Genomic DNA, 13856 nt, shown 5'->3' with positions numbered 1-13856 from the left:
TGGGATCATATATGAGGCGGATTACCTGTGGCAAGGATTTCAATTGGATATGCCCATGCGCTTTGGCATGGTCACTCTGTCATGCAGCGAGACGGGGTATCTCACGGTCCACCAATCGCAAGTATCGTTGGTTGCCTTTCCCCGCAACCATGAATTCCGTTTGAAAACAAACGCTTTGGGGCGCCTCAAGGGCGGCTTTTTGCGTTTCTAAGCCCCCAAGCAGCGGAGTGCCGGACGATGATGCCGGTCGCCGATAGCTGGCGTCAGCCCGACCGGCGCTTTGTGATCACGGGGTCGGCGCGGCCCCGCGACATCCGCGATCTGATGGGTCGCCCGTTCTTCTCGCTGGGGCACATGGCGCGCCTTGAGCCACTTCGCTACCGTTCGCGTCAGATGGAGATCGTTGTCGAAGCCGCGGCTCCTCTGGGTATGGCGACGATCCGGGACGCCGATGTCCTGCTCTGGCTGACTGGTCAGATCGTCGATGCCCTCAACCACGATCTGTGGGTGTCGTGCCACGTGCGCTTCACCCCGTGGCGTCTGTTCCAGGATCTGGGATGGGCTGACGGCACCCACCAGTATCGCCGGCTTCATGGCGCCCTCGCGCGTCTCGATATCATGGTGCCGCAGCGCTTCTATGTGTATAGCCAGCACAGCCGGGGCGACCGGCATGTTTATGCCTCGCGCACCCGTTTCATCGACCGGGACATGCTGCCCCTGTTTCAGGCTGTGGTGTGGCCTGTCGTAAAAATGGCGGCCCGTTTGTCTGCGTGGCATGTGGTTGTAAGGGAGCAACGCCGATGTGTAATCTTTATTCCATGACGTCGAACCCGCAGGCGATCCGCGAGATCGCGAAAGCTCTTGAGGATCGCACAGGCAATCTCCAGCCGCTTCCCGAGATCTGGCCGAACACGATGGCGCCGATCGTGCGGAACGCTGCGAACGGCCGTGAACTGGTCATGGCGCGCTGGGGCATGCCGACGCCGCCTGGTTACTTGAAAGGCCATAAGGTGGATCGCGGTGTGACCAATATCCGCAATCCGACCTCGACATGGTGGAAGCGTTGGGAAGGCGTGGCACATCGCTGTCTGGTGCCGCTGACCGCGTTCTCGGAACCGGAGCGCCTGCCCGACGGGAAATCACGGCCTGTGTGGTTTGCACGGAATGATGGAGAGCCGCTCGCTTTCTTCGCCGGGATCTGGTGCCGGTGGACGTCCGTGCGAAAACTGGCAGATGGCGAAACGACGGATGATCTGTTCGGGTTTCTGACCACAGAGGCCAATCAGGAAGTGGGCGCGATCCATCCGAAGGCCATGCCCGTCATTCTGACGCAACCAACCGACTTGGATGCGTGGATGAACGCTCCGGTGGCAGAGGCTCTGCGGCTTCAGCGACCTCTGCCGAATGGCGTGCTTGCTCGTGTCGAATCCCAGCCTCTTTCAGAATAAAGGGGGGAGAGACGGACTCCCCCTTATTCTGAAAGAGTATCTAGGTTTTTACAGGTGTATCTTCAGATTGCGAGCGTACGTTTGATGACGTCGCAATAGGCGTCCATGAAGCGTTTTGAGAGGGCGGCGTCGGGGACGAACATATCGAAGACGTGGTAGGCGCCGGGCACAACGAAGACTTCGACAGGAACGCCGGCGGCCATCAGGCGGGTGGCGTAATCGAGGTCTTCGCAGAGAAACAGGTCCATGGAACCGACCCCGATGAAGGTGGGCGGCAGTCCGGCGAGGTTCGTTGCGCGTCCGGCAGCTGCGTAGTCCGGGGTTTTGTCGTCGCCGACCGCGTCTCCAAGGTAGCACTGCCAGGCGTATTTGTTGGCTGAACGGGTCCAGACATATTCACCGAATGCCGGGGCAGGATCGCGTTTTATTGCCGTGCGATCATCGAGCATCGGGTAAATAAGGATCTGGCAGGCGAGTTTGTATTCGCCGCGATCACGGGCCATGAGGGCGAGAGCCGCGCTGAGGCCGCCGCCCGCGCTTTCTCCGGCAACAACGACTTTATCTCGGTTGATACCTAAGCGGGCTGCGTTTTCGTTCACCCATTTGAGGACGGCGTAACAGTCCTCGATGGCGCCGGGATACTTCACTTCCGGGGCAAGACGATAATCGACCGAGAAGATGTGCATACCGAGACGGTTGGCTAGGATCTGGCATTTCGGATCGTCCACTTCCGGGTGGCCCGAGATAAGGCCGCCGCCGTGAATATAGACCATGGCGGGAGCATTGGGGGCAGCTTTGCGGGGGCTGTAGACGAGGACGCGCACGTCGGGCGCCTTGTTGAGGCCGGGGACGTATTCTTCCCGTGTATCGACATCCGGCGAAGGTCTGCCTTCCATGAGCCGGACAGAGGTAAGGAAGATTTCGCGCACTTCCGGCAGTGAACGATCCGAAAGACCGTCGAAAGACGGCATTTTCGCCAGAACGGGCAGAAATTCCGGATTTACGACATTCTTTGGCATGACTTGATAACTCCTTTTCCGGATCGACCTGTCACAGGTCTGTGATCCGTAGAGAGATGATATTCATGCTGCCAAGGGGCGTGACTATGATCTGAATCACTCTAAAAACAGAACAAATTAATATAGAATATTTATAAATTCTATTATACTTATTGTGTATATGATTGATTGATATTTCAAATTTAGTTATTACGATTTTTCTAAGCACATTCTGTTTGGTTATTATAATTTATACTTAATATATGTGATACTTTTGGTCAGCCGCTTTTCGTCGGAGTGTTTACTTTTGGTATGGAACAGTTGCTTTGTGACGGATAGGGCAGTGTGTCTTCAGAGTCAGCATACATTACTTTGAGAACACGAGTTTGTTTCAGCCCCCCTTGAATAAAGCGGAAATGGCGCTGCAAAAATAGTGCGCTTTGACCGCTAGGGGAGCGACGGAATGTCCACTATGGAGCCGCAACAGCTGGCAAGCTGCCGTCCTTGGGGCGGTTCGAGCGCTAAGCTCGTTACGTCGCAGGGCGTACGCCTTTGCAGCGACATAAAACAGTTGCAAAATCTGATCTGGGCACCGATTGGAATCGCCGCGCTATCCCGTCTACTCAACTTTGCTCAATGTCAACGACAAGACGACCTTGCACTTTCCCCACAATAATATCATGACCGGCCGTAATGACATTCTCAAGATGGATTGTCGTGGTAATCTGACCTAATTTCTCGCGATCGAGATCCGTTGCAAGACGCGCCCAGGCTTCAAGGCGACGCGGCTTCGGACACATTACCGAATCAATACCAAGCAGCGAGACGCCGCGCAGGATGAACGGTGCTACCGATGCAGGCAGGTCCATTCCCTGCGCCAAGCCACAAGCCGTAACTGCACCGCCGTATCGGGTCATCGACAGCACATTAGCGAGCGTATGTGAGCCCACAGCATCGATGCCCGCGATCCACCGTTCCTTGCCGAGCGGACGCATGGGGCCGGAAAGTTCGTTACGATCAATGATTTCGGCCGCTCCGAGGCTCCTGAGATAATCTGCTTCCTCTGCCCGCCCGGTCGAAGCGATGACGTGCCAGCCAGCCTTCGCCAATAGGGCAATCGCGACTGAACCCACGCCGCCGGCAGCACCTGTGACGATTACCGGCCCATCAGATGGCTGCAATCCATGCTTTTCCAGCGCCAGAACGCTGAGCATTGCAGTGTAGCCCGCAGTGCCAATCGCCATAGCCTCGGCTGGCGTCAGCCCGGCAGGCAAGGGTACGAGCCAATCCCCTTTGACACGGCTTTTCTCGGCATAAGAACCGAGGTGTGTTTCACCCGTTCCCCAGCCGTTCAGGATGACTTGGTCGCCGACGCGGAAATCTGGATGACCTGATGCTTCAACTACGCCAGCACCATCAATGCCCGGGATCATGGGAAAGCGCCGGACGACCGGAGCCTTACCTGTCAGAGCCAGGCCATCCTTATAGTTGACCGTGGAATGCGTCACTCGAAACGTGACGTCTCCGTCCATCAAATCCGCCTCGCTGAAATCTTTCAGTCCAACGATCTGACTCGTGTCGTTCTTCTCGATCACGATCGCCCGAAATGTGCACATAATGCCGTAACTCCTTTATAATTAGACCGATCGTCTAGCGTTGCCGAAAAAAGGAGATCATGTGCGGACCATCGCAAGAAATCCCTTTCCGAATGTTCTAAGTAGGGTGATGTTGCGTTCGAGCTTGGCGTGCAGAACTGCCCCTTCTGAACCATCAGCCTGTTGCAACCGTCATCTTCCGACTGCGAGTCCTAAGCCTAGAGCAAGCTTTTTGGAGTAATACAGTTATGCGGATCAGGCCGTTACGAGATCCAGCGCGTTCGTCTCGACTTTTGCCTTGATCTCGACCTTTCCGTTCTCCAGTCGGGCATCCCATGTCCGCAGCTGGACAGCAGGGTCTTCCAGACATTGCCCATCTTCCAGGCGGAAATGCTGTTTGTAGAGAGGCGAGGCCACCACAAGCTGCCCTTTCAGATCCCCCATGATGCCGCGACCGATCACATTGGCGTTGGAAAATGGATCATGATTGTCGATGGCATAAACGCGGGCGGAAGTGTTTTCCGTAGCGGGTAGGTAGAACAGTGCAATCTGGCTGCCATCATGCCAGGCGACGACACCCGAGTTTTCCACGAGATCATCCTGTCCGCACAGCGCCGTCCAATGCGACGGACCTGCCGAGGCAACGGTTTCCGGCAGATTGTCAGCCGGGCGGATCTGGTCACGCTCCGGCACTGTGCGAATATTCGGGTCGGGACGGCTGTCATTGACGAATGTGCGGAATCTCTTGAGCTTTTCACGATCCGTCAGGGCATCCCGCCATTCGCAATGATATCGGTCAACGACCAGTTGCATCTGGCGTTCCAGTTCCTCGCAGATGCCGAGACTGTCGTTGATGATGACGTCCTTGAGGTAATCCAGTCCACCTTCGAGGTTCTCCCTCCAGACGGAGGTGCGCTGAAGCTTGTCGGCTGTGCGGATATAGAACATCAGGAAACGGTCTATATATTTTACCAGAGTGTCCGCATCCAGGTCCGTTGCGAACAGCTCCGCGTGGCGGGGCCGCATGCCACCATTGCCGCAGACATACAGGTTCCAGCCGTTTTCCGTGGCGATCACACCCACATCCTTGCTCTGCGCTTCCGCACATTCGCGGGTACAGCCGGACACGGCGAATTTGAGCTTGTGAGGAGAACGCAGGCCCTTGTAGCGGTTTTCCAGATCCAGCGCCTTGCTCACGCTGTCCTGCACACCGTAGCGACACCATGTGCTGCCGACACAGGATTTCACTGTCCGGGTGGATTTTCCGTAAGCGTGTCCGGTCTCGAAACCGGCGTCGAGCAGTTCGAGCCAGATATCGGGCAACTGCTCAAGCCGCGCGCCGAAAAGGTCGATACGCTGTCCGCCGGTGATCTTGGTGTAGAGGTCATATTTCTTTGCGACTTGACCAAGAACGATCAGCTTTTCAGGCGTGATCTCGCCACCCGCGATGCGGGGAACGATGGAGTAGGTGCCGTTCTTCTGCATGTTGGCCATGAACGTGTCGTTCGTGTCCTGAAGCGGAATGTAGAGCGGGTCCGTAATGGGCTTGTTCCATGCGGAAGCCAGAATGGAGCCGACGGCAGGCTTGCAGATATCGCAGCCGATTCCACCATTACCGTACTGCGCCATGAGGTCTTCAAATGTCTGGATGCCGTGCACGCGGACCAGAGAGTAAAGTTCCTGTCGTGTGTAGGAGAAATGCTCACACAGGCTGCGGTCTACGGTAATGCCGCGAGCTTCCAGTTCGGTCTCGAACACGCTTTTGAGAAGGCCCGCGCAACCGCCGCAGCCCGTGCTGGCTTTGGTGCACTGTTTCAGGGAGGAAAAGTCTGCGCAGCCGTCATCAATGGCGGTACAGATCGCGCCCTTGGTGACGTTGTGGCATGAGCAGATCATGGCCGTATCCGGCAGGGCATCGGCCCCCAGCAGTTCCGCGCCTTCACCACGCGGCAGGATCAGCGCCGCAGGGTCTGCGGGCGGCTTGATGCTGTTCTGCACATACTGAAGGATCGTGTCATAATAGGCATTGTCGCCCACCAGAACGGCTCCGAGCACCTGACTGCCATCTTCCGAAAGAACAAGACGACGATAGGAGCCGTCCACTTCCCCGATGAAGCGATAGCTGCGACTGCCCGGTGTCGCGCCATGTGCATCGCCAATGGAGCCGACATCGACGCCAAGCAGCTTGAGCTTGGTGGACATGTCTGCGCCGGAGAAGGCTGCTTCTTCACCCGCCAGCGAGGAGGCGACGGTGCGCGCCATGGTGTAGCCCGGCGCAACAAGGCCGAATACCTGTCCATTCCAGCAGGCACATTCTCCAATGGCGAAAATGGCCGGATCGGAAGTGCGGCATGTGTCATCAATGACAACGCCCCCACGAGCGCCAATGGCCAGACCGCAGTCACGGGCCAACCGGTCCTGTGGGCGGATACCGGCTGAAAACACCACCAGATCGGTTTCCAGCGAAGTGCCGTCTGCAAAGATGAGACGGTGCCTATGGGTTTCACCAGCCACAATTTCCTGCGTGGCGTGCGCAGTCAGAACCTGAATGCCGAGCGCCTCGATCCGCTGTTTGAGGGCCGCTCCACCCTCATCATCAAGCTGCACCGGCATGAGACGGGGCGCGAATTCGACCACGGCTGTTGAAAGGCCAAGGCCAGCAAGGGCATTTGCCGCTTCCAGCCCCAGAAGGCCTCCGCCGATAACCACGCCATGTGTGGCGCCTTCAGCGGCAGCGCGGATCATGTCGAGGTCATCCAGTGTGCGATAGACCAGTCCTGCCGTGCCGGTATTGCCGGGAACCGGTGGCACGAAAGGCGTGGAGCCGGTGGCGAGAATCAGGGTGTCGTAGGGCAGGGATCCTTCAGCGCTTTCCACGGTCTGCGCCGCACGGTCGATGCCTGTGATCCGCACGCCACGATGCAGGGTAAGTTCATGCGCGGCATGAAAATCCTCGACGTGAAGCCGCAGCGCCAGAGCGTCCCTGCCGCTCATATATTCGGTGAGATGCACGCGGTCATAGGCGTCATGCAGTTCGTCGCCGAAGATGTGGATCGCATGGGTTTCGTGCAGTCCGTGCATCACAAGCTGCTCGGCACAGTAATGACCAACCATGCCGTTGCCGATGATGATGATTGAACTCTTATTGTTCATAACCGACATGACCACATGGCCTCACTGTTCATAGGATAGACGGTATAACCGCCAAACTTCGCATAAGGCTCTGGAACGCACGGGATCGGGGACATACCATAAGCATCGGATCGCGAATCAAATCTTCCGCGAAAAATTGTTCGCTGATATGAACCATAATCTATTGCGGCTTCAGATCGAAGTCTGACCTAGAGATACCTAACATCTCGTACAATGATAGGCTTACTTGAGGACGCGAGGTCATGTAGATAGCGTCCTCTTTGTGCATTAAGTCTTTTCTTTTTACGCTGTATAATAAAAGTTTGATAGTAAAGATAACCTGCTATCTCCCAGAGCTGAATGCCATAAGCATGGACGGCACCGTTGCTACAGGTGTCCTTGTGTGGGGGGAATGAGGGAAGCTGGTACCGCCTCGATTTGCCTTGCCAGCACCCTCGAAAATCAGGCGACTTGGTCGCATTCTCGATCACCTGATTGCAGATTGCTTGCTTCCCGGACATGATCGACGAACTTGGAGAGAGCGGTTTGAACGTGAGCGCTGGCACGCCGAATAAAAAGGGTCTCCACGACCGCTGTGCTTAGCGGAAGATCGTGTGTGGAGACTGTCCATCGTGCGGCAACCGCGGGCAGCATTGACCGGGGGACGACGGTGATGCCCAACCCGGCGGATACACAACCAAAAATTGCATCGAAAGTGCCGAATTCGCATGTCTTTGACACGGAAACCCCTTTATTTGCCAGGATCTCTTCGAGCTTTCGTCGATAGGAACATCCTATACGCAACACCAGAACAGACACCTCTCCCAAGGCGACAATTTGGGACAAGTCGCTGAAACGCTGTTCTGCAAGAAGAACCAGTTCTTCTTCATAAACCCGTTCGACGCGCAAGCGGGGATGGACCACAGGACCACAGACGAACGCACCATCCAATGTCTGATTAAGAACCTGCTGCGTCAATTCCATTGTAGTGCCGGTGCGCAGTGTCAGATCCACCTGCGGAAAAGTCTTTGCATAACCACTGAGTAGCTTGGGGAGATGAATTGCGCTGGTAGTCTCTAGAGCTCCGATGGTCAGCTGACCCTGCGGTGTGCTGTCGTCGCGTGCGATTGCACGAACGCTCCCAAGCAGACTGCTGATCTGCTCGGCTACGGGAAGAAGTCTTTTCCCGGCAGGCGTCAGTTCGACGCCGCGCGTGTGTCGTTTGAATAGTTGAACGCCTAAATTGGCTTCTAGGCGTTGAATGCGTGATGTTACGTTCGACTGCACAGTATTGAGGCGTTCCGCACCTTTTCCGATTCCTCCCGCCTCAAAAACAGCCAAAAAAAACTACAAATCGCCGCTATTCACGCCATCTCTCCTTAAGATGGCTAACATCTGAACATCAGGCTTTTTGCGTGTCAAGCTATCACATATAACGATATTAACGTGGGAGGTGACTAGGTAGTGCCCACATTGTCGTTTCGGTAACGGGTTATTCCGAAATAAAAATAGATGGCGGTTTGTTTAATCCGAGCCATCGGATCTTTGATAAGGAAGGGATGTCGTCGGATGAAGGAAACGATTAACCGGCTTGATACTACGGGAATGGTCGAGAGAATGCGCATTGTTGATGCGTTGTTCACGGTTACGTTTTTAGCTCTCTATTCATTTTATGTCGGAGCTTACTCGTTTTTTCCGAGAGTCCTCGCCACCAGTTTTGCTGAAGGATCCGTTTTCAACGGAGCCCTCCTAATGGCGGCAATTATTCCTGTTACCGGGATAATCCTGACGGGAATTTACGTCTTTCTGGCTGATCGCATTGACCGCGAGTGAAATCTATACTGAAAAAACCAAAATATTTCATGCCTATAGATAATAAATATCTGCTCATCAGTCTTTAATGGAAAAACAAGTCAATGGTTTGCGTGGGAGTAGGTGATCATGAACATTGAAAGCTTATGTTTTTGTATCCTGTTTGTGCTTATCACAGGTATCATCACATATGTATCTGCTCGTCAGACAAAAGATACTCAATCCTTCTACACGGGCGGGAAGCGCATTACATCCTTCCAAAATGGAATGGCTATAGCCGGGGATGCGATGTCTGCCGGGGCATTTTTGGGATTGACGGGTCTTGTCTATAACAAAGGGTATGACGGTGTTGTATACGCTATCGGTTATGCGACCGGGATGCCCTTGGTTCTTTTTCTCTTTGCCGAGAAAATAAGACGACTTGGTAAATATACATTTTCTGATGTTGTTCACGCCAAGCTCGGTGGGTCAGCAGTACGAATATTTGGTGGCCTCGCCACGCTAGTGATCGTTCTGTTTTACTTGACTGCGCAACTGGCGGGAGCTGGACAATTGGTAGGCTTGTTCTTTGGTTTAAATTATTACGATAGCGTAATTATAATGACTATTTTGATGGTAGTGTATGTGAATTTTGGAGGCATGCAAGCCACAACATGGGTGCAGATCATTAAGGCTGGCACTATGCTATTTGCTGGTTCACTCATGACATTTCTTGTTTTCCATATCTTTGACTTTAAAATATCGTCGCTTCTACATGCCGCCGTGGCGCAAAGAGAGGCGGGAACGGCTCTTTTGGCTCCGCTGACGTTGCCAAATAGTCCCGCCTCCTCGATTTCACTTGGCATCACCTTGATGGCGGGGACAGCGGGATTACCACATGTTCTTATGAAGTTCTTCACGGTTTCAGATGTCAGAAAAGCAAGATGGTCGGTCTTCTGGGCTACAGGTTTGATGAGCTACTTCTATGTCATCACTGGTATCCTTGGTTTTGGAGCGATGGCAATCCTGTCACACAATCCCCGATATCTCGATGCTCATGGCACAATAATGGGAGGCGGAAATATGGTTGCTCTCCACTTGGCTCACGCCGTGGGTGGAGATATTTTACTAGGGTTCGTGTCGGCCGTAGCCTTTGCAACTGTTCTCGCCGTTGTCTCAGGTCTGACACTGTCCGGCGCAGCCGCCGTCAGCCATGATTTATATGGTGCAGTTCGTGCTGGAACCGGTAACGGTCGTTCTGAATTTCTTCTTTCTCGAATTGCGACTATCGTGATTGGCGTGGTCGCGATGTGTTTAGCTTTTATGTTCAGGAATCAGAACGTTGCTTACATGATTAGCCTCGCATTTTCGATTGCGTGTTCTTCCACGTTTCCAGTTCTTTTTCTCTCTATCTACTGGAAGAAATTGACCGTCGCAGGTGCAGTGTGGGGCGGTTCGAGTGGACTTATGACTGCCGTGGCGATGACCATCATGGGTCCTTCAGTCTGGGTCTCAGTTTTTGGATATAAAGAGCCTCTCATCACACTGGATCCTCCAACGCTGGTCTCGATGACAGTGGCCTTCGTTGTTTCCACTCTCGTTTCCCTGGCCTTCAAACCGAGGATAGTAGAGGCAACGAGCGAGAACGCAGTTCTACAGGTCATGTGAAGAATAATAGAAGTAGTTTGTTTTTCTATACGCACAGAGAAAGCAATAAAATACGATTGTATATAAAATATACAGTCATCCTACGTAAATCGATGCGGAGAGGTGAAAATGCGAACTTATCTCCGGAAGCGCCTGCATGCCACGCGTAAGGGAGCTGCTTTGACGTGTCTTTTGTTGGGCACGATTCAGCATAGCTGGGCAACTGACAGTATTGCAAAACGAGTTGATGATATGCGTAGACGAGATAATATCGATATCGTCGTCCACGGGAAACTCAAGGATCGTCAGGGTGCATTGCTGGATGTGAAACATGCGCCGACTGAACCATCGGTTCCAGCGTTCGTGCCCTCGATCAATGGTGTAGGCGGTATTCCATCAACACCTTCGTCGTCTCAGTCGTTGGGCACCCAGCCATATTTGTTTTCACTCCACAACCAAGCCATGACCGCCGCAGGTAAATGGATGGAGCGGCAGGGGATTTATTTCACAGGCTGGAATGTTTCACAGGTCGGCGTGGTTCCTTCGGGGGGAACTAATGCCGGTTCTTTTTTCAACAATAACGTGGGGATCGGAGCTGACTTTGACCTAAAGAAAATTATCGGAATTCCGGGAGCGCAGATTCATTTTTTTGCTCTCGATACATCGGGAGAAGCTCACGCCGGAGAATTTACCGGTTCGACATGGGGCTATCTGTCGTGGCTGGGTGCTCACGACGGATTTCAGGTCAGGGAATTCTCATGGGACCAGGCGCTCTTCCGTGACAGACTTTATATTCTGGCGGGGCGAGGAAATCCAAAGGGCGGGGAATTCGAAGGATCCGAACTCTATTGTATGTTTTCTGCAATCCTTTGTTCTGCACCTGCAGCTATGTCCGCAAATAGCGCTGTGCCGAGCACCACAATTTCAACGTGGGAATTTCGGATTTTAGTGAAACCTACAGCCCATTCTTATTTAAAAGGGGGAATATGGGAGGTTGAGCCGTCACTTAAAGCGTCGAATCATAATTCCTGGCCTGGTCCGGATTGGGGATTCGACAGGGCTCAGGGTGAATATTTTCCAGTCGAGGGTGGTTACAGAACAAATTTTTCAAATGATCTATATCCAAGGGCTTATGACCTCGGTTTTACCTACGATACGTCTGTATATAGCGATCCACTTTACAATACGAAGGGGCTGGCCCGTGCCACATATGGGGGAACTGCCCAACCCAGGCGTGGCCGGACGCAACTGTATGTTCAAGCCCAGCAAATGGTATGGAAACCTCAGGAAAAGGGCACACGTGGTCTGATTCTTTTTGGTGCAGCTAATTTTCAGTTATCGGGGAATCCTCCCGTAAAGCGGGGATTTGTTGGCGGCTTGGTTGATTGGGGGCCTTTTGCCTCCCGACCGCGAGATTATCTGGGAATCGCCGTTCAGGCATTCCAGTGGGATGATCGGCTGATCCGAGCCATGAATGACACGTACCGTAAGCAACATAGTAGACAGAAATGGGCTCACTTCGAAACAATGCTCGAGGTAAACTATGGTTTTAACATCGCACCGGGCTTCGTTGTCGCGCCGTATTTCGAATATATCTGGCACCCGGATCTCCTCAGTTACTCGACCCTCCCGTCCCATACAGAGTTTGCGTTACAGACCGGGGTATCGCTGCTGATGCAATTCGCGCCAGCTTTCGATCTTCCCGCTCTGCACCGGGTACGAAACTGAATCACATCAAACGGTGTGCGTGAACGAAACTTTCTGGTCGCACATCGAAGAATAATTAGGATCTAATGATGCAGAAAAAAGCATACAGAGCGTTTTCCGAGTTGATGGCAATTCGCGACGGCTCCACTTTGAGTCCGGAAGAGGTGACGATTAAAGGGCAGGACCCACTGTTCGAGACTCCTTACCGAGTTGGGGAGACCATGGCGCAGATTTTCGCAGCCTGTGGTGTTGCTGCTAATGATCTATGGGAGTTGAAGACGGGTCGTCGTCAATCGGTCGGCATATCTGTGAGCGCCGCTGCCTCGACCGTGAAGAGCAGTGGATGTACTTTCCGGCGTGAAGAAAGCGGCGTTTACAACGTTCTCCCCGGCTCCGACTCCATGAAGCATATGGTATCGCTGACGCAACCGTGGCCGACGACGGATAGGAAGTGGTTTCTGCCACATACAAACTTGCCACACCTTGAACGCCGCGTTCTCGATCTGCTGAAGTGTGAAAGCACGCCAGAATCAATCAGTGCGGCGATCAGGAACTGGAACGCACAGGATTTGGAGGACGCTATCGCGGCGGCAGGGGCTTGCGGAGGTATGGTTCGGACAGCCGAAGAGTGGCTTGCCCACCCTCAGGGAGCTTACTTGGCGGACAGACCCGTGGTCGAGATCACGAAAGCAGGGGAGAGCGTAAAGGAAAAGTTGAGGCCGGGCGATATGCCTTTATCCGGTGTCCGCGTCCTTGATCTCACACGCATTCTGGCTGGACCGACATGTGGTCTGAGCCTGACCGAGTTCGGTGCTGACGATCTTATGGTGACGGCTGCACAGCTTCCGCAGGTTCCAGAATTCGTCAGAGATACAAGTCACGGTAAGCGCAGTTGCTTCCTGGACTTTACCAAGCATAATGACGCTGCTCGTCTTCGCGATCTAGTCAGTGAAGCCGATATTGTTATCGATGGTTACAGACCCGGACGACTTTCGGCTCATGGTTTTGGCTGGCAAGATCTTATTGGGATAAGGCCGGGACTTATTCACGTTTCGGTCAATTGTTTTGGATCTGGTGGTCCGTTCGGCAACCGCGCGGGGTGGGATCAGGTTGCACAGGCGGTTACAGGAATGTGCCACACACAGGGGCTTGGAACCAATTGCGGTCAACCGCAACTGACGCCGGTCTATATGTGCGATTACGCGGCCGGTCGACTAGGCAGTTTTGGTGCGATGCTGGCGTTGGCTCGAAGGGCTCGTGAGGGAGGAAGCTATCGCGTTCAAGTTTCGCTGTGCCAGTCCGCCATGCTCTTTCAGCGAGAGGGTTTTGTGACTGCGTACGATAATGCACCAGGCGGGATGCCGGTGTCGGAATTCCGTGAATACGAAGTTGACGAGGCCGGCACGTGTTATGGCGACTTGCGTTGTCTCGGCCCCGTTTTGAAAATGTCCGAAACACCTTGTCGCTGGTCCCGTGTAACCCCTCGGTTGGGTGAGGATTCTCCAGTGTGGCTCCCGAGAAGCTAGAGTATCCGTTGT

The 13856-nt window shown here is 53.8% G+C and carries 9 protein-coding genes and 1 pseudogene; 6 read left to right on the top strand and 4 right to left on the bottom strand.

Features of this window, described 5'->3' with window-relative positions:
- Positions 1-237: 237 nt before the first annotated feature.
- Positions 238-612 (top strand): annotated as a pseudogene (locus EMQ_RS17330) (replication initiator protein A); the annotation flags it as partial.
- A gap of 188 nt (positions 613-800) precedes the next feature.
- Positions 801-1448, top strand: coding sequence for an SOS response-associated peptidase (locus EMQ_RS07220; RefSeq protein WP_010666181.1), 648 nt, complete (start codon positions 801-803; stop codon positions 1446-1448).
- 62 nt (positions 1449-1510) lie between these two features.
- Here EMQ_RS07220 and EMQ_RS07215 read toward each other — a convergent pair whose 3' ends face one another.
- From EMQ_RS07215 to EMQ_RS07200, 4 genes are all read right to left on the bottom strand, one after another.
- Complete coding sequence (locus EMQ_RS07215; RefSeq protein WP_010666180.1) at positions 1511-2467, bottom strand: alpha/beta hydrolase; 957 nt, start codon at positions 2465-2467, stop codon at positions 1511-1513.
- A 602-nt stretch (positions 2468-3069) separates the two neighbouring features.
- Positions 3070-4062, bottom strand: a complete 993-nt coding sequence (gene acuI / locus EMQ_RS07210) for an acrylyl-CoA reductase (NADPH) (RefSeq protein WP_010666245.1) — start codon at positions 4060-4062, stop codon at positions 3070-3072.
- Positions 4063-4296: 234 nt separating this feature from the next.
- Positions 4297-7203: a nitrite reductase large subunit NirB gene (nirB, locus tag EMQ_RS07205; RefSeq protein WP_018308242.1), complete on the bottom strand. Its 2907-nt coding sequence runs from the start codon at positions 7201-7203 to the stop codon at positions 4297-4299.
- 432 nt (positions 7204-7635) lie between these two features.
- Positions 7636-8514, bottom strand: a complete 879-nt coding sequence (locus EMQ_RS07200) for a LysR substrate-binding domain-containing protein (protein WP_018308243.1) — start codon at positions 8512-8514, stop codon at positions 7636-7638.
- Positions 8515-8742: 228 nt separating this feature from the next.
- On the opposite strand from EMQ_RS07200, the gene EMQ_RS07195 reads away from it, so the two are divergent.
- The 4 genes from EMQ_RS07195 to EMQ_RS07180 all read left to right on the top strand — a co-directional run bounded on the left by EMQ_RS07195 (position 8743) and on the right by EMQ_RS07180 (position 13844).
- On the top strand, positions 8743-9006 hold the full coding sequence (locus EMQ_RS07195) for a DUF485 domain-containing protein (RefSeq protein ID WP_010668711.1): 264 nt from the start codon (positions 8743-8745) through the stop codon (positions 9004-9006).
- Between the two features lie 108 nt (positions 9007-9114).
- Complete coding sequence (locus tag EMQ_RS07190; RefSeq protein WP_010668712.1) at positions 9115-10632, top strand: sodium:solute symporter family transporter; 1518 nt, start codon at positions 9115-9117, stop codon at positions 10630-10632.
- Positions 10633-10740: 108 nt separating this feature from the next.
- Complete coding sequence (locus tag EMQ_RS07185; RefSeq protein WP_018308245.1) at positions 10741-12339, top strand: carbohydrate porin; 1599 nt, start codon at positions 10741-10743, stop codon at positions 12337-12339.
- A 65-nt stretch (positions 12340-12404) separates the two neighbouring features.
- The gene (locus EMQ_RS07180) at positions 12405-13844 is read left to right on the top strand and encodes a CoA transferase (protein ID WP_010668792.1); all 1440 of its coding nucleotides are present in this window, start codon (positions 12405-12407) and stop codon (positions 13842-13844) included.
- Positions 13845-13856 lie beyond the last annotated feature (12 nt).

Source organism: Acetobacter aceti NBRC 14818, from assembly GCF_000193495.2.
Taxonomy (GTDB): Bacteria; Pseudomonadota; Alphaproteobacteria; order Acetobacterales; family Acetobacteraceae; genus Acetobacter; species Acetobacter aceti.
The sequence above is the reverse complement of the archived record's forward strand: the minus strand, read 5'-3'. Positions and strand labels throughout refer to the sequence as shown.

Coding starts and splice junctions, on each gene's coding strand:
- nirB (WP_018308242.1), bottom strand. CDS start 7,203: ATGTCGGTTATGAACAATAAGAGTTCAATCATCATCATCGGCAACGGC.
- EMQ_RS07220 (WP_010666181.1), top strand. CDS start 801: ATGTGTAATCTTTATTCCATGACGTCGAACCCGCAGGCGATCCGCGAG.
- EMQ_RS07190 (WP_010668712.1), top strand. CDS start 9,115: ATGAACATTGAAAGCTTATGTTTTTGTATCCTGTTTGTGCTTATCACA.
- EMQ_RS07215 (WP_010666180.1), bottom strand. CDS start 2,467: ATGCCAAAGAATGTCGTAAATCCGGAATTTCTGCCCGTTCTGGCGAAA.
- EMQ_RS07185 (WP_018308245.1), top strand. CDS start 10,741: ATGCGAACTTATCTCCGGAAGCGCCTGCATGCCACGCGTAAGGGAGCT.
- acuI (WP_010666245.1), bottom strand. CDS start 4,062: ATGTGCACATTTCGGGCGATCGTGATCGAGAAGAACGACACGAGTCAG.
- EMQ_RS07180 (WP_010668792.1), top strand. CDS start 12,405: ATGATGCAGAAAAAAGCATACAGAGCGTTTTCCGAGTTGATGGCAATT.
- EMQ_RS07195 (WP_010668711.1), top strand. CDS start 8,743: ATGAAGGAAACGATTAACCGGCTTGATACTACGGGAATGGTCGAGAGA.